Annotated in this window: 11 protein-coding genes; 4 read left to right on the top strand and 7 right to left on the bottom strand. The window is 74.0% G+C overall.

Annotated features, from left to right (window positions below):
* Positions 1-192: 192 nt before the first annotated feature.
* Positions 193-5,160 (top strand): NAD-glutamate dehydrogenase, encoded by a 4,968-nt coding sequence (locus tag ACPU2J_RS13255; protein ID WP_420080634.1) that lies wholly within the window; start codon positions 193-195, stop codon positions 5,158-5,160.
* A gap of 240 nt (positions 5,161-5,400) precedes the next feature.
* Here the strand turns inward: ACPU2J_RS13255 and ACPU2J_RS13250 are convergent, their stop codons facing one another.
* Complete coding sequence (locus tag ACPU2J_RS13250; protein ID WP_420080635.1) at positions 5,401-6,180, bottom strand: ABC transporter ATP-binding protein; 780 nt, start codon at positions 6,178-6,180, stop codon at positions 5,401-5,403.
* Entirely contained in the window at positions 6,173-7,081 is a 909-nt protein-coding gene (locus ACPU2J_RS13245; RefSeq protein ID WP_420080636.1) for an ABC transporter permease, read from the bottom strand. Before ACPU2J_RS13245 ends, ACPU2J_RS13250 begins: the two co-directional genes overlap by 8 nt.
* Positions 7,082-7,214: 133 nt before the next feature.
* Here ACPU2J_RS13245 and ACPU2J_RS13240 point away from each other — a divergent pair, with 133 nt between their 5' ends.
* Positions 7,215-7,835 (top strand): TetR/AcrR family transcriptional regulator, encoded by a 621-nt coding sequence (locus ACPU2J_RS13240; RefSeq protein ID WP_361595513.1) that lies wholly within the window; start codon positions 7,215-7,217, stop codon positions 7,833-7,835.
* A gap of 40 nt (positions 7,836-7,875) precedes the next feature.
* Here the strand turns inward: ACPU2J_RS13240 and ACPU2J_RS13235 are convergent, their stop codons facing one another.
* From ACPU2J_RS13235 to ACPU2J_RS13215, 5 genes are all read right to left on the bottom strand, one after another.
* Positions 7,876-10,143, bottom strand: a complete 2,268-nt coding sequence (locus ACPU2J_RS13235) for a bifunctional glycosyltransferase/CDP-glycerol:glycerophosphate glycerophosphotransferase (RefSeq protein ID WP_420080637.1) — start codon at positions 10,141-10,143, stop codon at positions 7,876-7,878.
* Positions 10,144-10,298: 155 nt separating this feature from the next.
* Complete coding sequence (locus tag ACPU2J_RS13230) at positions 10,299-11,225, bottom strand: carbohydrate ABC transporter permease (protein ID WP_420080638.1); 927 nt, start codon at positions 11,223-11,225, stop codon at positions 10,299-10,301.
* Positions 11,222-12,565: a carbohydrate ABC transporter permease gene (locus ACPU2J_RS13225; RefSeq protein ID WP_391348532.1), complete on the bottom strand. Its 1,344-nt coding sequence runs from the start codon at positions 12,563-12,565 to the stop codon at positions 11,222-11,224. Before ACPU2J_RS13225 ends, ACPU2J_RS13230 begins: the two co-directional genes overlap by 4 nt.
* A 4-nt stretch (positions 12,566-12,569) precedes the next feature.
* Positions 12,570-13,928 (bottom strand): ABC transporter substrate-binding protein, encoded by a 1,359-nt coding sequence (locus ACPU2J_RS13220; RefSeq protein ID WP_361595501.1) that lies wholly within the window; start codon positions 13,926-13,928, stop codon positions 12,570-12,572.
* Between the two features lie 98 nt (positions 13,929-14,026).
* The gene (locus ACPU2J_RS13215) at positions 14,027-17,047 is read right to left on the bottom strand and encodes an FHA domain-containing protein (RefSeq protein ID WP_423833296.1); all 3,021 of its coding nucleotides are present in this window, start codon (positions 17,045-17,047) and stop codon (positions 14,027-14,029) included.
* A gap of 436 nt (positions 17,048-17,483) precedes the next feature.
* On the opposite strand from ACPU2J_RS13215, the gene ACPU2J_RS13210 reads away from it, so the two are divergent.
* A complete protein-coding gene (locus ACPU2J_RS13210) occupies positions 17,484-19,241 on the top strand; it encodes a protein kinase domain-containing protein (protein ID WP_423833295.1) in 1,758 nt (585 codons plus the stop codon).
* Between the two features lie 156 nt (positions 19,242-19,397).
* Positions 19,398-20,651: a serine/threonine-protein kinase gene (locus ACPU2J_RS13205; RefSeq protein WP_365081126.1), complete on the top strand. Its 1,254-nt coding sequence runs from the start codon at positions 19,398-19,400 to the stop codon at positions 20,649-20,651.
* Positions 20,652-20,732 lie beyond the last annotated feature (81 nt).

Raw genomic sequence — 20,732 nt, 5'->3', positions numbered from 1 at the left:
CGCACGACAGTGCCCGGGCAGCCTTCGCTGATCTCCGCCACCGGGACCCCCAGCCGATCTTGGCTCATTCCGTTCCGGCCGGCCTTCTCGACGGCATAGCGTCGATCCCGAACGGACACCCCGCCTCGCGGCGCTATGTCATTCCTTCCTTCACCTACGTCACGCAATGGCGCGCGACAGGAGCCAGAGGACATGCAGACCAAGCTGGACGAAGCAAAGGCCGAGCTGCTCGCACGGGCGGCCCGGGTAGCTGAGCACAGCCCGGCCGGGGGGCTACTTCCGACTGGGTCCGAGCAGGAGGAGCGTCCCGACCGGGACACGGTGCTCTCCTACCTCCAGCGCTACTACCTGCACACGGCGCCCGAGGACCTGACGGACCGGGACCCTGTCGACGTGTTCGGAGCCGCGCTCTCGCACTACCGGCTGGCCGAGAACCGGCCGCAGGGCACCGCGAACGTGCGCGTGCACACGCCCACGGTGGAGGAGAACGGCTGGACCTCCAGCCACTCCGTCGTCGAGGTCGTCACCGACGACATGCCCTTCCTCGTGGACTCCGTCACCAACGAGCTCTCCCGCCAGAGCCGCGGCATCCACGTCGTGATCCACCCGCAGGTCGTCGTCCGCCGTGACATCACCGGCAAGCTGATCGAGATCCTCGGCCCCGACTGCGACGCGCACGGCCCCGCCACCGCGCGCCCCCACGACTCCCTCGTCGAGTCCTGGATCCACGTCGAGATCGACCGCGAGACCGACAAGGCCGACCTCAAGCAGATCACCGTCGACCTCCAGCGCGTGCTGTCCGACGTCCGCGAGTCCGTCGAGGACTGGGAGAAGATGCGCGACGCCGCGCTGCGCATCGCCGAGGGCCTGCCCGACGAGCCCACCGCCCCCGACCTGCGCGAGTACGAGCTCGAAGAGGCCCGTGAGCTGCTGCGCTGGCTCGCCGACGACCACTTCACCTTCCTCGGCTACCGCGAGTACAACCTCGTCGACGGCGACTCCCTGTCCGCCGTGCCCGGCACCGGCCTCGGCATCCTGCGCTCCGACCCGCACCACAGCGGCAAGGACGACGGCCACCCGGTCTCGCCGTCCTTCAACCGGCTGCCGGCCGACGCCCGCGCCAAGGCCCGCGAGCACCGCCTGCTGGTGCTGACCAAGGCCAACAGCCGCTCCACCGTGCACCGCCCCTCGTACCTGGACTACGTGGGCGTGAAGAAGTTCGACGCCGACGGCAACGTCGTCGGCGAGCGCCGCTTCCTCGGCCTGTTCTCCTCCGCCGCGTACACCGAGTCCGTGCGCCGCGTCCCGGTCATCCGCCGCAAGGTCAGCGAGGTCCTCGACGGCGCCGGCTTCGCGCCGAGCAGCCACGACGGCCGCGACCTGCTGCAGATCCTGGAGACCTACCCGCGCGACGAGCTGTTCCAGACCCCGGTCGACCAGCTCCAGGCCATCGTCACCTCCGTGCTGTACCTGCAGGAACGTCGCCGCCTGCGGCTCTACCTGCGCCAGGACGAGTACGGGCGCTACTACTCGGCGCTCGTCTACCTGCCGCGCGACCGCTTCACCACCGGCGTCCGCCTGCGCCTGATGGACATCCTGCGCGAGGAACTCGGCGGCATCAGCGTCGACTTCACCGCCTGGAACACCGAGTCCATCCTCTCCCGCATCCACTTCGTCGTCCGGGTCCCGCAGGGCACCGAACTGCACCGCCTGACGGACGGCGACGTCGAGCGCATCGAGGGCCGCCTGGTCGAGGCCGCGCGTTCCTGGTCCGACGGCTTCCAGGAAGCGCTGATCGCCGAGTGCGGCGAGGAGCGCGCCGCCGAGCTGCTGCGCCGCTACGGCACCTCCTTCACCGAGGGCTACAAGGCCGACCACTCGCCGCGCGCCGCCGTGGCCGACCTGGTCCACCTGGAGCGGCTCGCCGCCAGCGACCGCAAGTTCGCGCTGTCGCTGTACGAGCCCGTGGGCGCCGCCCCCGGCGAGCGCCGCTTCAAGATCTTCCGGACCGGCGAGCAGGTCTCGCTCTCCGCGGTCCTGCCGGTCCTGCAGCGCCTCGGCGTCGAGGTCACCGACGAGCGCCCGTACGAGCTGCGCCGCTCCGACCGGGTCAGCGCGTGGATCTACGACTTCGGCCTGCGGATGCCCGTCTCCGCCGGCAACGGCGACACCTACCTCGGCGACGACGCCCGCGAGCGCTTCCAGGACGCCTTCGCCGCGGTCTGGCAGGGCGACGCCGAGAACGACAACTTCAACGCCCTGGTGCTCGGCGCCGGACTCACCTGGCGGCAGGCCGTCGTCCTGCGCGCGTACGCCAAGTACATGCGCCAGGCCGGCTCCACCTTCAGCCAGGACTACATGGAGGACACCCTCCGCAACAACGTCCACACCACCCGGCTCCTGGTCTCCCTCTTCGAGGCCCGGATGTCGCCGAGCCGCCAGGCCGCCGGCAGCGAGCTGGTGGACGCCATGCTGGAGGAGCTCGACGGAGCCCTGGACCAGGTCGCCTCGCTCGACGAGGACCGCATCCTGCGCTCCTTCCTCACCCTCATCAAGGCCACCCTGCGCACGAACTTCTTCCAGCTCGACTCCGAGGGCCAGCAGCACGCCTACGTGTCGATGAAGTTCGACCCGCAGGCCATCCCGGACCTGCCGGCCCCGCGCCCGGCGTTCGAGATCTGGGTGTACTCCCCGCGCGTCGAGGGCGTCCACCTGCGCTTCGGCAAGGTCGCCCGCGGCGGCCTGCGCTGGTCCGACCGCCGCGAGGACTTCCGTACGGAGATCCTCGGCCTGGTCAAGGCGCAGATGGTCAAGAACACCGTGATCGTCCCGGTGGGTGCCAAGGGCGGCTTCGTCGCCAAGAACCTGCCCGACCCGTCGGTGGACCGCGACGCCTGGATGGCCGAGGGCATCGCCTCGTACAAGATCTTCATCTCGGCGCTGCTCGACATCACCGACAACATGGTCGCCGGCGAGGTCGTGCCGCCGCGCAGCGTGGTCCGCCACGACGAGGACGACACCTACCTCGTCGTCGCCGCGGACAAGGGCACCGCCACCTTCTCCGACATCGCCAACGGCGTGGCGGAGTCCTACGGCTTCTGGCTCGGCGACGCCTTCGCCTCCGGCGGCTCGGCCGGCTACGACCACAAGGGCATGGGCATCACCGCCCGCGGTGCCTGGGAGTCCGTCAAGCGGCACTTCCGCGAGCTCGGCCACGACACCCAGACCGAGGACTTCACCGTCGTCGGCGTCGGCGACATGTCCGGTGACGTCTTCGGCAACGGCATGCTGCTCTCCGAGCACATCCGCCTGGTCGCCGCCTTCGACCACCGGCACATCTTCATCGACCCGACCCCGGACGCGGCCACCTCGTACGCCGAGCGTCGGCGCCTGTTCGAGCTGCCGCGCTCCTCGTGGGCGGACTACGACACCTCGCTGATCTCGGCGGGCGGCGGCATCCACCCGCGGTCGGCGAAGTCCGTCCCGGTCAACGCGCAGATCCGCGAGGCCCTCGGCATCGACGCGGGCGTCACCAAGATGACCCCGGCCGACCTGATGCAGGCCATCCTGAGGGCCCCCGTCGACCTGGTGTGGAACGGCGGCATCGGCACGTACGTCAAGGCCACGGCCGAGACCCACGCCGACGTCGGCGACAAGGCCAACGACGCCATCCGCGTCAACGGCTCCGAGGTCCGCGCCCGTGTCATCGGCGAGGGCGGCAACCTGGGCCTGACCCAGCTCGGCCGGATCGAGTTCGCGCGCAGCGGCGCCGGCGGCGACGGCGGCAAGGTCAACACCGACGCCATCGACAACAGCGCGGGCGTGGACACCTCCGACCACGAGGTGAACATCAAGATCCTGCTCAACGCGGTCGTCGCCGACGGGGACATGACCGTCAAGCAGCGCAACAAGCTGCTCGCGCAGATGACCGACGAGGTCGGCCGTCTGGTGCTGCGCAACAACTACGCGCAGAACACCGCGCTGGCCAACGGCGCGGCCCAGGCTCCCAGCCTGCTCCACGCCCAGCAGCGCTTCATGCGCCGCCTGGAGGGCGCCGGACTGCTCAACCGCGAGCTGGAGTTCCTGCCCACGGACCGGCAGATCCGCGAGCTGCTGAACAACGGCAAGGGCCTGACCCAGCCGGAGCTGGCCGTCCTGTTCGCCTACACGAAGATCACGACGGCGGACGAGCTCATCGCCACCGAGCTGCCGGACGACCCGTACCTGCGCCGCCTGCTGTTCGCGTACTTCCCGGCGGCGCTCGGCGACAAGTTCTCCGAGCAGATCGACGCGCACGCGCTGCGCCGCGAGATCATCACGACCATCCTGGTCAACGACACCGTCAACACCGGCGGTTCGACCTTCCTGCACCGCCTGCGGGAGGAGACCGGGGCCTCCACCGAGGAGATCGTGCGGGCGCAGCTCGCCGCGCGCGAGATCTTCGGTCTGGCCGACGTGTGGGACGCCGTCGAGGCGCTCGACAACAAGGTCGCCGCGGACGTCCAGACCCGGGTGCGGCTGCACTCGCGGCGCCTGGTCGAGCGCGGTACCCGCTGGCTGCTGAACAACCGGCCGCAGCCGCTCCAGATCACCGAGACCATCGGCTTCTTCGGCGACCGGGTCGCCCAGGTGTGGGCCGAGCTGCCCAAGCTGGTGCGCGGCGCGGACCTGGAGTGGTACCAGCTGGTCATGGACGAGCTGACCGGCGAGGGCGTGCCGGAGGAGCTGGCGGCGAAGGTCGCCGGGTTCTCCTCGGCCTTCCCGACGCTGGACATCGTCGCGATCGCGGACCGGACGGGCGTGGACCCGCTGGGTGTCGCCGAGGTGTACTACGACCTCGCCGACCGCCTGGACATCACGCAGCTGATGGACCGGATCATCGAGCTGCCGCGGTCCGACCGCTGGCAGTCGATGGCCCGCGCGTCCATCCGCGAGGACCTGTTCGCGGCGCACGCCGCCCTGACGGCGGACGTGCTGTCGGTGGGCGACGGCGGCTCGACTCCCGAGGAGCGCTTCACGGCGTGGGAGGAGAAGAACGCGGCGATCATCGGGCGGGCGCGGACGACCCTGGAGGAGATCCGGGGCTCGGACGACTTCGACCTGGCGAACCTGTCGGTGGCGATGCGGACGATGCGGTCGTTGCTGCGCACGCACAGCTGATCGTGGCGCCTCGGCGCTGACGTGAACGGGCCGGGCCCGGGACCTTGTGGTCCCGGGCCCGGCCCGTTCGTGCGTTCCGCAGGCGCGGCGCCGCCCGGGGGCGCTGCCCCCGGGCCCCCGCGCCTCACACGCCGGCGGGGCTGGATTTCGGCCCCCAGCGCCTTGCAAGGGCGGGGCTGGATTTCGGCCCCGCGGGCCTCGCAAGGGCGGGGCTGGGGGGCGGAGGGGGCGGAGGGGGGCTCAGCGCGTGGAGGCCTCGTAGGCGGCGCAGACCTCGTCCGCCGGGCCGTCCATGCGCAGGACGCCCGATTCCAGCCAGATCGCGCGGTCGCAGGTTTCGCGGACCGTGTTGATGGCGTGGGAGACGAGGAAGACGGTGCCGGCGCGTTCGCGGAGTTCCTCGATGCGGGCCTGGCTGCGCCGCTGGAAGGCGGCGTCGCCGGTGGCCAGCGCCTCGTCGATCATCAGGACGTCGTGGTCCTTGGCGGCGGCGATGGAGAACCGCAGCCGGGCGCCCATGCCGGAGGAGTACGTCCGCATGGGCAGGGAGATGAAGTCGCCCTTCTCGTTGATGCCGGAGAAGTCGACGATGCCCCGGTAGCGCTCCTGGACCTGCTGCCGGGACATGCCCATCGCGAGGCCGCCGAGGATGACGTTGCGTTCGCCGGTCAGGTCGTTCATCAGGGCGGCGTTCACGCCGAGCAGGGACGGCTGGCCGTGGGAGTAGACCGCGCCGCGGGCCACCGGCTGGAGGCCGGCGATGGCCTTGAGCAGGGTGGACTTGCCGGAGCCGTTGGAGCCGATCAGGCCGATCGCCTCGCCCTTGTAGGCGGTGAAGCTGACGCCCCGGACGGCGTGCACCTCGGTGACGCCGGGCTCCCGTCCGCGGGAGAAGAGGCGGCTGACGGCCGCCGTGGCGCCGCCCTTGCGGGCGCCGCCGTGCACCTTGTAGACGACGTGGACGTCGTCCGCGATCACGGTGGGGATCCGGGTGTCGTGTTCCGTCGCGGTGTCAGCCACGTCCGTACGCCTCCTCGGCCTTCCAGAAGTAGACGAAGCCGCCCACGCCGGCGAGCAGGGCCCAGCCGATGGCCATGGGCCACACGTGGTGGGGCAGCGCGTGTGCGGGGAAGCTGTCGATCAGCGCGAAGCGCATCAGGTCGATGTAGACGGCCGCCGGGTTGGCCTTGAGGGCGAGCATCACCCAGTGCGGCAGGCGGTCGGTGCTGAGGACCTGGTCGATGGACCACATGACGCCCGAGGAGTACATCCAGGTGCGCAGGACGAACGGCATCAGCTGGCTGACGTCCGGGTTCCTGCTGCCGACCCGGGCCATGATCATCGCGCAGCCGGCGGCGAAGACGGCGGCCAGCAGGAGGGCGGGCAGGGCCAGGAGCCAGGAGGGGCCGGGCGTCTGGCCGAAGGCCAGCAGCAGGACGACGAGGGCGGCCATGCTGACGAGAAGCTGCTGGAAGAGCTGGACCACGGTGGAGATGGGCAGGCTCGCGCGCGGGAAGTGCAGGGCGCGGACCAGGCCGAGGTTGCTGTGGACGGCGCGGGTGCCGGCGTTGACCGAGCTGCTGATGAAGTCCCAGACGAAGATGCCGGTGATCAGGAAGGGCACGTAGTCCGGCACGCCGTGGCTGGCCTTCATCACGATGCCGAAGATGAAGTAGTAGACGGCCGCGTTGAGCAGCGGCGTCGCCAGGTGCCAGACCTGGCCGAGCTTCGCCGTGCTGTACGTGGCCTGCATGCGGGCGGTGGCGTACGCGGCCACGAAGTGGCGGCGGGCCCAGAGCTCCGCGATGTAGCGGGGGAGCGTGGGGCGGGCGCCGCTGAGGGTGAGGCCGTGGGCGGCGGCCAGGCGCGCGAGGTCCGCGGAGTGCGCGGGCTCGGTCTTGGATGCGGTCGCGGTGGTCACAGGGTTCGCCTTCGACGGGGTCGGGGCAGGATCGGCGACGGGACGGGACCGTATCGTCGCTACGGCGAGGTTAGGGCTCCGAGCGATGGAACGCAACCGTATCGTCGTGACCGGGCGCGGCTATGCTCTGTGCATGACCACGGACCCTGCCGCCCCCTCCGCCCCCGCCCGCCGCGCCCCCGCCGGGGCCGCCGTCCTGCGCGAGGACGTGACCGAGGCGATCCGCGCCGCGGTGCTGGAGGAACTGGCCGCGGTCGGGTTCGCGCGGATGTCCATCGAGGGCATCGCGCGCCGCGCCGGGGTCGGCAAGACCGCGGTCTACCGGCGGTGGAAGTCGAAGCTGCACCTGGTGCTGGACCTGATCGGCGCCTTCGCCGTGGACGGACTGCCCGTCCCGGCCACGGGCTCGCTGTACGGCGACGTACGCGCCCTCCTGGAGGTCCTCTCGCACGTCCTGCGCCACCCGGTGGCCTCGGCCGTGATCCCCGACCTGCTGGTGGAGGCGGCCCGCAACCCGGAGATCGCGGACGCGGTCCGCGGCGCCCTGCTGGAGGGCCAGCTGCGCATGGCGCAGGGCATCGTCTCCGGCGCCGTGGAACGCGGTGAACTGCCGGCGGACACCGACCCCGGCCGGGCGCTGGACCTGGCGATCGGCCCCCTGTACTGGCGCCAGGTCGTCGTCCGCGACGCGATCCGCCCCGGGGACCTGGACGCACTGGCCCACTCGGTGGTGGCCGGCCTCCAGTCGGCCTGACCCGGTCCCCTCGGCCCGCGCTCCCGGACGCCCTACCGGCTCACGGCCAGAGGCGGGACGGTTCCGGGACGAGGGTGGGGGTGGGTGTGGGGGTCGTGGCCGGGGGTGCGGGGCGGCGGGACCCGAGCGGGACGACCGCCGGGCCCGGGTCGCTCTCGCCCAGGAAGACGCGGCGGACCACGCGTTCCGCCGCGTTGCCGTCGTCGTGGGTGCAGAAGCGCGCCCGGAACGCCGCCCGGAGCTGGGCCGAGCGCGAGCCCCGCCAGTGGCCGGTGGCGAAGATGTCCACCAGCTCGTCCTCGGTGCGGGCGATGGCGCCCGGCGGACACGACCGCAGGTCGAAGTAGGTGCCGCGGGCCGCCTCGTACGCCTCCCAGTCGTCCGCGTGGATCACGATCGGCCGGTCCAGCGCCGCGTAGTCGAACATCAGCGACGAGTAGTCCGTCACCAGCGCGTCGGAGGCCAGGCAGAGTTCCTCCACCGACGGGTGCGCGGAGACGTCGATCAGCCGGGGGTGGCCGTCCGGCCGGGGCGGGGTGTCCGCGTACATGAGGTGCGTGCGGGCCAGCACCGTGAAGCGCGGGCCCAGGTCGCGCAGGACCCGCTCGAAGTCCAGGTGCTCGGGCCGGCTGCGCCGGTAGTCGCGGTGGGTGGGCGCGTAGAGGATCACGGTGGAGCCCGCCGGGACGCCCAGGCGTTCGCGCAGGGCCAGCACGTCGGCGTGGTCGGCCCGGTGGAAGACGTCGTTGCGCGGGTAGCCGTACTCCAGCGTCGTGTAGCCGGCCGGGACGGCGCGCTCCCAGACCAGGGTGGAGTGCCGGTTCGCGGAGAGCAGGTAGTCCCACTGGTCGGCGCCGCGCAGCAGCCCGGCGAAGTCCGCCGTCGGGCTGGCCGCCGGCCGGTCCCGCAGGTCGAGGCCGACGCGCTTGAGCGGGGTGCCGTGCTGCGTCTGGAGCAGCACCTGGCCGGGGCGCTTGACCAGCGCGCGGTCGAAGTTGACGTTCGAGACCAGGTACGAGGCGCGGGCCAGAGCCGTCCAGTACGCGGCCGAGCCGGGGCGCAGCGGGCTCGTCCCGCGGGGCAGGGTGGAGGCGTGCGCGGGGTCGCAGATCCACGCCGTCCGCATCCGCGGGGCCAGCTCGCGCAGCGTGGCCTCGATCGCGGCCGGGTTGCAGGCGTAGCCGCCGTGCCAGTACGCGGAGAAGACCGCGAGCTCGGGGCGCAGCGGCAGCAGCCGCTGGAAGCGGTAGTGCAGGCGCAGCGAGGACTCCCGCAGGCCGCGCCCCAGAACGGAGGCCGACCGGCCGGCGGCCAGGCCGGTCCGGCGCAGCCGCGACAGCAGCCGGTAGGTGCGGCGGGTGCCGAGCCGCATCAGGGTGTGGCGGACGTGGTCGGTCCGGGAGAGGGACAGCGGCGGCGAACTGCGGGTGCCCGGGGCGCGGTGGCGCCGCAGCAGGGCGGAGGCGCGGGCGAAGAACTCGGCGCGGGAGGCGCGCGGCAGGCGGCCCGGGTCGGCGTGGACGGCGCAGAAGTGCTCGGCCATGCGGCGGTGCAGGGCGGGGCGCCAGCGTTCGAGCTCGGGCCGGGCCGCGAGGTGGGCGAAGAGCCGGTCGTACTGGTCGAAGATCTCCAGGTGGCGGGCGGTGGTGGTGGTCAGGATCGAGCCGGTGCGGCGCCGGCGGTAGTGGACGCAGACCCGGTCCAGGACGGCGACGGACTCGGCCGCCATCAGGGCCGGGTAGGTCCAGGGGGTGTCCTCGTACAGCCCCGGCGGGAAGGAGAGGCCCTCGCGCTCGACGTACTCGCGGCGGTAGGCCTTGTTCCACACCACCGTCAGCAGGGAGAGCAGGGCGGGGCGGTCGGCGAGCCGGAAGCTGGCCGGCCCCTCCTCGGACAGCCGGTGCGAGAGCCGGTTGCGGACCAGCTGCCCGGACCAGTCGGCGCGTGCGTAGTCGTAGACCAGCACGTCGGGGGAGCCGGTGGCCTTCAGCCGGTCGGTCACGGCCTGCAGGGCGTCCGGGGCGAGGGTGTCGTCGCCGTCGAGGAAGATCAGGTAGTCGCCGGTTGCCCGGGCCAGGCCCGCGTTCCGCGCCGGACCCAGGCCCAGGTTGTGCGCCAGGTGCACCGCGGTCACCCGGGGGTCGCGGGCCGCGTACTCGTCGATGATCGCACCGCAGGCGTCGGGGGAGGCGTCGTCGACGGCGATCAGTTCCAGGTCCGGGTACGACTGCGTCAGGACGGAGTCCAGACTCTCCTGGAGGTAGGCCTGCACCTTGTACGCGGGCACGATGACGCTGAACCGGGGCACGGCACATCCAGGGGTCGGCGCGGGCATATGGCCCGAGAACCCCCGGTGCGGCGGTCGGGTTACGCGAGGTGTGGCATTCGGGTTGCCCGCCGCCGGCGCCGGGTGCGCGTGCCGCGCAGCGGGTGCCCGGCACCGTACGGCGGTTGCCCCCGGGGCTACTTGACCGCTCCCGCCATCACCCCCGAGGCGAACTGCCGCTGGAAGGCGAAGAAGACGACAAGCGGGACCACCATCGACAGGAAGGCTCCGGGCGCGAGCACGTCGATGTTGTTCCCGAACTGCCGGACCTGCTGCTGGAGGGCGACCGTCACCGGCGGGTGCGCCGAGTCGGCGAAGACCAGCGCCACGAGCATGTCGTTCCACACCCACAGGAACTGGAAGATGCCGAGCGAGGCGATCGCCGGACCGCCCAGCGGCAGCACCACCCGCAGGAACAGGCGCAGTTCGCCCGCGCCGTCGAGCCGCGCCGCCTCCAGCAGCTCGCGCGGGATCTCCGCGAAGAAGTTGCGCAGCAGGAACACGGCGAAGGGCAGTCCGAACGCCGTGTGGAAGAGGACCACCCCGGCCGTCGTCTCGAAGAGGCCGACGGAGCCGAAGAGTTCGGACACCGGGATCAGCGCCACCTGGACGGGGACGACGAGCAGCCCCACGACGAGGAGGAAGAGCCAGTCCCGCCCGGGGAACTCCAGCCACGCGAAGGCGTATCCGGCGAAGGCGCCGAGGAGCAGCACGAGCAGGGTGGCGGGCACGGCGATCGCGACCGTGTTCAGCAGCGAGCCGGTGATGGCGTCGTCGGCCAGCAGGCGCTGGTAGTTGGCGGTGGTGAGCCGCGCGGGCGCGGTCAGCACCTGCCACCAGCCGCCCCGGTTGAGGTCGTCGGGGGCGAGCAGGGAGGAGACGAGCAGCCCGAGGGTGGGCAGCAGCCAGAACAGGCCGGCCAGGACCAGGAAGACGCGCACGGCCCCGGAGGCCAGTGCCCCGGCGACGCGCCGCCCCGCGGTGCGGCCCGCGCCGCGCCCCGCCGCGGTGCCCGCGCCGTCCCGCCGGGCCGTGCGTTCCGCCGTCGTGGCGGTGCCGCTCATCGGGACCCCTCCTTCCGCAGCCGCCGGATGTTCACGAGCATCACCGGGACCACCAGCACCAGCAGCAGAACGGCGATGGCGCTGCCCAGCCCCGGGTCGGCGTCCGTCCCGAAGGAGGTCCGGTACAGCTGGAGGGCGAGGACGTTCGCGTCGTCCTGGACCGCGCCCGGCGCGATCACGAAGACCAGGTCGAAGATCTTCATGACGTTGATGACCAGGGTGACGAACACGACCGCCAGGACGGGCGCCAGCAGCGGGACGGTGATCCGGCGGAACACCTGCCACTCGCTCGCCCCGTCCACCCGCGCCGCCTCCAGCAGCTCCCGCGGTACGGCGGCCAGCCCGGCCGCGATCAGCACCATCGCGAACCCGGCCCACATCCACACGTACGCCCCGATGACCGCCGGGGTCACCAGGGCCGGGCCGAGCCACTCCACCCCTCCGTACGCCTCCCGGAAATTGGCCGCGGGCAGCCGCAGCAGCGCCCCGTCCGCCTTCCCGGACAGCGTGAACGTGCCGTCGGCGCGGGCCGTGGCGGTGTCCACCACCCGGCCGTCCTTCACCGCCTCCACGCGCATCCCCGAGAAGCCCTGCTCGGTCGGGTCGACGGCGTTCGTCGCACCGCCGCCGCCCCGGGTGAAGTCCTGCCACACGGTGCCCGTGACCTTCCCCGGCACCGGCTCGGGCCGGGCCGCGGTGCGGGTTCCCTCGGGCAGTGCCTCCGGGGCCACGCCGACCAGCGGCAGCAGCACCACGCTGCCCGCGCGGACGGGCTCGCGGGTCGCGAAGGCGCCCCCGCCCGCGTCGGCGAGCGGCGAGTCCCGGCCCGGGCGGGCCTTGGGGAAGGCCGAGGACGGCGCGAAGGTGTCGTGCACCCCGACCCAGACCGCGTTGGCGACACCCCGGTCGGGATCGTGGTCGTAGACCAGCCGGAAGATGATGCCCGCCGCCAGCATCGAGATCGCCATCGGCATGAACACCAGCAGCTTGAACGCCGTGCCCCAGCGCACCCGTTCGGTGAGCACGGCGAAGACCAGCCCGAGGGCGGTCGCCGTGACGGGGGCCAGCACCACCCACACCGCCGTGTTCGTCAGCGCGGTGCGGATGCCGTCGTCGGCGAGGATCTCCCGGTAGTTGCCGGCGCCGACGAACACGGAGCCGGAACGGTCGAAGAAGCTGCGGCGCACCGAGTAGACGATCGGATGCACGACGAGCGCGCCGAGCAGCACCAGGGCCGGCAGGAGGAAGGCCGCCGCCACCAGCCGGCGGCGGCGCGCCTCCCCGGAGACGGTCTGCGCGGCACGGCGACGGGGCGGTGCGGTACGGGCGCGGGAGGCCACCGGATCAGTCCTTGTAGGCCTTGGCCGCTTCCGCCTCCAGTTTCGCCTGGGTGCCCGCCACGTCCGACGGGTTCGCCAGGAAGTCCTGCAGCGCCTTCCACTCGCCCGCGCCCGGGGTGCCGCCGAAGGCCGCCGGGGCCTGGTCCGACATGTCGAAGCGGAAGTCGTCACCGGCCGCGATCAGCGCCTTGGCGATGTCCCGCTGGATGTCGTTGGGGTAGGCGGCCGGGTCGACCGCCCTGTTCGGCGACAGGAACCCGCCCGCGCGGGCCTGGATCTCCGCCGCGTCCGCCGACGCCAGGAACGTCAGCAGGGCCTGGGCGCCCTTCGACGGTTTCAGCGCGACGGCCACGTCACCGCCGGAGACCACCGGGGCCTTCCCTCCGACCGCCGGGAAGGGGAAGACGAGCGCGTCCTCGCCCACCTTCGCCTCGGTCTGCGCGATGTTCACCGCGACGAAGTCCCCCTCGAAGACCATCGCGGCCGCCGGACGGTCGCCGCCGGTGAAGGTCTGCGTCACCGACTTCGGGAACTCGGTGGCCAGCGCCCCGCTGTTCCCGCCGGCCAGGAAGTCCTTGCGCCCGAACAGCTCGGCGAGTGTGGTCAGGGCCTGCGTGACGCTGGCGTCGGTCCACTTGATCTCGTGCTTGGCGAGCTGGTCGTACTTCTCCGGGCCGGCCTGGGAGAGGTAGACGTTCTCGAACCAGTCGGTGAGGGTCCAGCCGTCGGCGCCCGCGACCGAGACCGCCGGGGTGCCGGAGGCGGACAGGGTGTCCGCGGCGGCGATCAGTTCCTTCCACGTCGCCGGCGGTTTGACCCCCGCGGCCTCGAAGGCCTTCGCGTTGTACCAGATCAGCGACTTGTTGGCGGCCTTGTAGTAGACGCCGTACTGGGTCCCGCCGACGGCGCCGAGTGCCTTCCAGCCCGGCGAGTAGTTCGCTTCGAGCTGGGCCGCGGCCTCGGGGCCCACCGGCTGCGCCCACTTGTTCTGCACGGCCGAGACCAGTGCGCCGACCTGGGGCAGCAGGGCCACGTCCGGCGGGGCACCGCCCGCGATCTTGCTGCCGAGGAAGGTGACGATCGGGTCCTGGGCCGGGACGAAGGTGACGGAGGCACCCGTCCGCTTCTCGAACTCCTTCAGGACCTTGGTGAAGTTCTCCTGCTCGGGTCCCGTCCAGACGGCCGCGACCTCCAGCTTCTCCCCGGGCAGCTTCGGTAACTGCACCGTCGGCGTGGCCGTTCCGCCCTGGGGGGCCTGCGGATCCTTCGCTCCGCCGCCGCCGCACGCGGTGAGCGCGAGTCCTCCCGCCGCGGCCAGCGCCGCCCACCGAAGTGCTGTACGGCTCGTTCCGTGCTCGCGCATGGTTCTGCCCCCGATGCCCGTGGTGTGTCCCGGACCACAAGGTCTACGCCGACGCGCGCGCCCCCGCAATACCGCGTCACGGGAGCCGCGCGGCCCGTTCAGGGCGCGGGCGGGAACAGCACGGGTATCGCCGAGACCAGGTGGGCGGCCCGGTCCAGGGCGCTGGCCAGCAGTGCGAGGTCGGTCGGACCGTTGCCCAGCTCGCGCACCGGGCGGCGGGCCGGAGGGTCGCCCATCCGCTCCCACTCCACCGGGACCACAGTGGGCCTCAGGGTCGCCGTCCGCGGGATGCGGCCGGTGACCCGCCCGGCCTGGAAGGGCACCGTCCGGCCGTCCGCGAACCGCAGCAGGCCGCGGCCCGGCCCCGGCTGGTCGGGCGCGTCCAGCTCCACCCGCAGGGTGGCCAGCCGGGCTGGCCCGGAGTCGGCCGTGCGGTCCGGGCGGGCGGTGCTCGCCACGAGGTGCACGCCGAGCCGGGCGCCGTCGCGGGCCACGGCCTCCAGCGCCCGCACCACCGAACCGGCCGCGGGCCGGCCGGCGCTGCCCAGGCCGGGCGCGACCAGCGCGTCCAGGTCGTCCACCAGCACCACCAGGCGGGGCAGCGGGCTCGGCCCGGCCGCCTCGGTGCGGGTGGCGGCGGCGCGCAGCCGGAGGGTGCCGGTGCGCACCGGTTCGGTCCGGGCCGAGGGCGCCGAGGTCATGCCGGAGGAGGTGTCGAGGTCGCCGCGGACCTCGCCGGGCGCGGGCCGGCGGGGTGCGACCATCCGGCCGGACACCTCGCGCTGCGCGTGCCATTCCGCGAAGGGCACGCCGTCCAGCAGCTCGGCGCGCCGCTTCAGCTCCGCGCCCAGGGCCTGCGCGAACTCCCGCATCCGCAGCGGGTCGGAGGCGACCAGGTGGGCGGAGACGTGCGGCAGCTCGGTGCAGGGCAGCAGCCCGTCGCCGCGTTCGCCGCCGGCCCCGTCGAGGAGCAGCAGCCCGAGCCGGTCCGGCCGGGCGGCCGCCGACAGCGACGCGGCCACCGACCGCAGCAGCTCGGTCCGTCCGCTCCCCGCGGGCCCCTCCACGATCAGGTGCGGGCCGTCGTGCACCAGTTCCGTGCCGACGGGGCCGCGGCGCCCGCTGCCGAGCACGATCTCGGCCAGGCCGCCCTGGCCCTGCCCCTGGTCGGTGGCGGCGGCCCAACGGGCCATCAGGGAAGCCGGGGTGGCCCGGGCCAGCCCCAGTTCGTCGAGGAGCCGCGCGGTGGCGGGCAGGGTGGCCGTTGAGGTCCGGCCGGGACCGGCGGACCCGCCCTCGGTGGTGCGCAGCGGGGCCAGGGCGCGGGCGAAGCGTTCGGCCCAGGCGGTGGAGACGCCGTCGGCGACGGTGGTCCCGCCGGAGGGGGCCGGTCTGCCGCCCCGGACGGTGAACGTCCGTACGGCCGTGGCCACGTCGCCGCTGAGCAGGGCGACGGCTCCGCAGTCCCGGAAGGCGGGGACGGCGGCGCAGGCGGTCTCGTAGGCCTCGGTGACCGGTGAGGCGGCGGTGGCGGCCGGGGCCTCGGCGAGCGCGAGCACGTGGATCCCGGCCGCCGGGCCGTGCGAGGCGAGCCGCCCGGTCAGGTCGCGCAGCGTGCCGGTGCCGGGGTCGCCGTCGAGGACGAGGAGGGTGTACGGGCCGGCGTGGGCCGCGGCGGCCTCCCGGACCTGCGCCGGGTCGGCGGCGGCCCAGTGCGTGCCGAGCGGGCCGTCGTCCAGCCGCCGGGCCAGTTCGGCGACGCGCGCGGCGGCCTGGTCGCGGTCGTAGGCGAGCAGCAGCCGGCAGTCCTGGCCGTGCGCCGGCCGTACGTGGGGCAGCCAGCCCAGCCAGCCCCAGTCGCGCCGCCGGTCGGCGAGCGGGCGGGCCCGGTCGGCGGACACGAGGACGATCTCCAGCTCGGCGGGGGCGTGCAGGCCGGCCAGCTGCGCGACGGCCCAGCGCGCGACGCCGGCCAGCCGGGCCCGCGGTCCGGCGATGCCGAGCGCGCCGACGGCGGGCAGGGACACCCGGCTCCCGGTCCCGAGACCGATCTCCGGCCCGGCGGCGGCTCCGCCCGGCTCCCGGGGCGTACGGGACCACAGGCGGGCGGTGGGCCCCATCGCGGCGAGCAGCAGTGCGGCCGGGTCGTCGGGGTGCGGCGCCGCGGCGACGGCGGTGGCCTCCGGCGGGGCCTCGGCGATGTCCTCGCCGCGCACCCACTTCAGCGCCCAGGCGCCGAGGCCCTTGCGGCGGCCCGCGCCGGGGCGGGCGGCGTCCGGGCCGGCCGGGGCGGGGCCGGCGGGGCCCGCCGGGCGGGCGGTGCCGGTGCCGGTACGGGTGCCGCCGTACGGGCCGGCGGCGGGCGGGGTCACCGGAGCGGCCGGCGCGGTGGGGCCCGCGGCGGGCCCGGGGGCGCCGGTGTCGGGGGACGGGCCCGGGGTGCGGCCGGGGCCGCCCGGGATCCGTGCCTCCGGGCCGGGGAGAGCGAGGTGGCCCTCCAGGTCCGGGGTCACGGACAGCGGGGCCGGGCTCGGGGGTGCCAGCCGCAGCGTGGACTCGCCGACCCGCAGGAGCGCTCCGGCGGGCAGGGCGACGGGCTGCCCGCCCACCGGGTCGCCGTCCAGGGTGGTGCCGTTGGTGGAGTCCAGGTCGGCCACGGCCACCCGCCCGTCGCGGATGACGGTCACCGCGCAGTGCAGCCGGGAGACGTCGGGGTCGTCGAGCGGGACGTCCGCCTCGGAGGACCGGCCCACCGTGATCTGGCCGCCGTGCAGCAGGTGCACGCCGCCGGCGTCGGGCCCGGCGACCACGTGCAGCTGGGCGGCGCCCATCCCGTCCTCGGGCAGCACGTCCGGCTGCGGCGCGCCCAGGGCGAGCACGGCGCCGTCCACGAGCGGCGGCTCGCCCAGGACCCGCCGCTGGAGGTCGAGGCGTTCGGAGCCCGCGTAGAGCACGATCGTGCCGCCGGTGTCGGGGCCGCCCACGGTCGCGGCGAGCCCCGAGGCGACCGCGGCCAGGACGGTGCCGGCGGGGGCGGTGACGAGCACGTCGCCGCTCACGGGCGCGGTCGTGTTCTGGTGGCCGCTGCGCGGCCCGAGGACGGTCAGCCGGATCTGCATCGCCGTCAGCGGTCCCTTCTGCGCGGTGCGCGGGTGCGTGCGCCCGGCAGGGGATGTCGTGGCATGCCCGCCCGATCGCCCCCTCGCCCGGCACGGACGCGTCGTCCGGTCAGGTCTGCCCGGATGGCGGGCTCCCGTCCCGTGCCGTCCGTACGGGTGCATCCTCGCACCTGTCGCGGACAACACGCCCGGCACCCGCCAATAAATGATCTTGATCTGGGGCGGGCCGGGCAAGCCCCCGGCCGAATACGGACGCCGACCCGGGGAAAGAAGGGGAAAAACGCCTCCGGCATACCCCCCGAACATCACCCTCCGTACATATGTGCGGCAACCAACCCCCGCGGGCCGACGTCTTCCCCAGGGACACCCCCTAGAGTGGGCCGGAAAACCAGTCATTCGGATCGACACAGCAGACGACAGCAGGGGAGCGCGAGACGTGCGGCCAGTCGGCAGCAAATACCTGCTCGAGGAGCCGCTCGGGCGCGGCGCCACGGGCACCGTCTGGCGTGCCCGCCAGAGGGAGACCGCCGGCGCCGAGGCGGCCGTCGCGGGACAGCCCGGCGAGACCCTGGCCATCAAGGTCCTCAAGGAGGAGCTGGCCCAGGACCCCGACATCGTCATGCGCTTCCTGCGGGAGCGCTCGGTCCTGCTGCGGCTGACCCACCCGAACATCGTGCGCACCCGCGACCTCGTCGTCGAGGGCGATCTGCTCGCCCTGGTCATGGACCTGGTCGACGGCCCGGACCTGCACCGCTACCTGCGCGAGAACGGCCCCTTCACGCCCGTCGCGGCGAGCCTGCTGACCGCGCAGATCGCCGACGCGCTCGCCGCCAGCCACGCCGACGGCGTCGTGCACCGCGACCTGAAGCCGGCCAACGTCCTGCTCGACGAGCGCGGCGGGCAGATGAAGCCGATGCTGACCGACTTCGGCATCGCCCGGCTCGCCGACTCGCCCGGCCTGACCCGCACCCACGAGTTCGTCGGCACCCCCGCCTACGTCGCCCCCGAATCCGCCGAGGGCCGGCCGCAGACCTCCGCCGTCGACATCTACGGCGCCGGCATCCTCCTCTACGAGCTGCTCACCGGCCGGCCCCCGTTCGCCGGCGGCACCGCGCTCGAAGTGCTCCACCGCCACCTCAGCGAGGAGCCCCAGCGCCCCTCGACCATGCCCGAGCCGCTCTGGACGGTCGTCGAGCGCTGCCTGCGCAAGGAGCCGAACGAGCGCCCGAGCGCGGTGAGCCTGGCCCGCGCCCTGCGCGTGGTCGCCGCCGGCATCGGCGTGCACTCCACGCCCGTCGAGGTCGAGGCCGCGCTCGGCGTGGGCGCCCTGCTCGCCCCCGACCCCTCGCCGGCCCCGGTCCCCGAGACCCCGGAAGCCGCCGGCGCGACGCAGGTGCTGCCGTCCGGCGCCGGCGCCCCGGCCGGGGCGTACGACGCGAACGCCATGACCAGCGTGCTGCCCCCGGTCGGCGCGGCCGACGCCACCTCCGTGCTGCCGAGCACCGGGGCGCCGGGCGCCGACCCGACCTCGGTGATGCCGCCGGTGCAGCAGCCCGACTCGCCGCACCCGTGGCAGTCGCAGATGCGGGCCGCCCGCGACCGCAACGAGCAGACGCAGATCCAGTACCTCGACCCGGAGGACGACCCGCTGCGCCGCCGGCCGCAGCGGCAGGCGCCCCCGCCGCCGCAGCACCGGCCACAGCAGCCTCCCCAGTACCGGCAGCAGGCCCCGCAGCAGCAGTACCAGCAGCCGCAGTACCGGCCGCAGCCCCAGCAGCAGTACGCGCCGCCGCCCCCGCCGCAGCACTACCAGCCGCAGCAGCAGCGCCAGCCCCAGCCGTACCAACAGCAGGCCGCGCCGCAGCAGCCGCAGTACCACCCGCCGCAGCAACCCCAGCAGGCCCCGCCGCAGCCCCCGGCCCCCCGGCAGCCGCGCGAGCCCCGCGAACCGCGCCGCCGCAGCGCCAACCCGGTGCGGATCCCCGGCCTCGGCTGCCTCAAGGGCTGCCTGGTGATGATCCTGCTGCTCTTCGTCGGAGGCTGGCTGATCTGGGAGCTGACCCCGCTCCAGGAATGGGTCGGCACCGGCAAGGGCTGGTGGGACCAGGTGTGGTCCTGGGGCAGCGGCGTCGTCGACTGGGTGACCTCGGTCGGGGAGTCCGCGGGCTCGGGCTCCGGCTCCACCGCTCCCTGAGGGCCCCGTAGCGCCGACTTCGTGGATTTGTCGACATCCGGGACGTGATTTCGCCCGCAGAAGTGAAGGTCGCCGGGAATCGGGCCCCCTGCCGGCTTCCGGAACCCTCTCGGCCGCGTAGCTTTGGGGCGTACTCCAGCCGCTGAGGGAGCAGTCGTGGCACGGAAGATCGGCAGCCGGTACACCGCGCACCAGATCCTGGGGCGCGGCAGCGCGGGCACGGTGTGGCTGGGCGAGGGGCCGGACGGGCCCGTCGCCGTCAAACTCCTGCGCGAGGACCTCGCGTCCGACCAGGAGCTGGTCGGACGCTTCGTCCAGGAGCGCAGTGCGCTGCTCGGCCTGGAGCATCCGCACGTGGTCTCCGTCCGCGACCTCGTCGTGGACGGCAACGACCTGGCCCTGGTCATGGACCTGGTCCGCGGTACGGACCTGCGCACGCGGCTCGACCGCGAGCGCAGGCTGGCCCCCGAGGCGGCCGTGGCGATCGTCGCGGACGTGGCCGACGCGCTGGCCGCGGCGCACGCGGCGGGCGTCGTCCACCGCGACGTCAAGCCGGAGAACGTCCTGCTGGACATGCAGGGCCCGCTGGGCCCCGGCGGCTCCCACCCCGCGCTGCTGACCGACTTCGGCGTGGCCAAGCTGATCGACTCCCCGCGGCGGGCGGCGGCCGCCGGCGGCCGGACCTCCGCCCCCGCCACCCGCATCATCGGCACCCCGGACTACCTGGCCCCGGAGATCGTGGAGGGCCTGCCCCCGCGGGCGGCCGTCGACATCTACGCCCTCGCCACCGTCCTGTACGAGCTCCTGGCCGGTTTCACCCCCTTCGGCGGCGGCCACCCGGGAGCCGTCCTGCGGCGGCACGTGACCGAGACGGTCGTCCCGCTGCCGGGGATCCCCGAGGAGCTGTGGCAGCTGATCGTGCAGTGCCTGGCCAAGGCGCCGGCCTCCCGGCTGCGGGCCTCGGAGCTGTCGGTCCGGCTGCGCGACCTGCTGCCCCTGCTGGCCGGCATACCGCCGCTCGACGTGGACGAGCCCGACGACGCGGAGCCGGAGCCCGAGCCCTCCGAGGAGCCCGCCGCAGAACCGGTCCGGCGGCGGGGCGTGGTCCCGCTGGTCCCCGGCTCGGCGACCGACTCCAACCGCGACACCCACACCTCGATGCGGGTGCCGGGGCCGGACGAGCTGGCCGGAGGGGCGCTGGGCACGGCCCGTGTCCCGCGCCCGGCCGGCGGCCACCGGCCCGGCTCCGCCCGGCACCGCGCCGAAGCCGCCCGCAAGCGGAGGCTGGCGCTGTCGGCGGGGGCGGTGGTGCTGGTGGCCGCGGTCGGCCTGGGCAGCTGGCTGGCCCTGTCGGACGGCGACGAGCCGAAGCCCCAGGACACCAAGCAGTCCGTGCCACGGGTGCCGTAGCCGGGGTCGGGCCCCGGTCGGGGGCTCTGCCCCCGCGCCTCAAATGCCGGCGAGGCTGGATGTCCGAGCCGCTCCGGCGAT

This window comes from Streptomyces manipurensis, from assembly GCF_049570255.1.
GTDB lineage: Bacteria > Actinomycetota > Actinomycetes > Streptomycetales > Streptomycetaceae > Streptomyces > Streptomyces manipurensis.
This window is presented reverse-complemented; position numbering and strand designations above follow the sequence as displayed.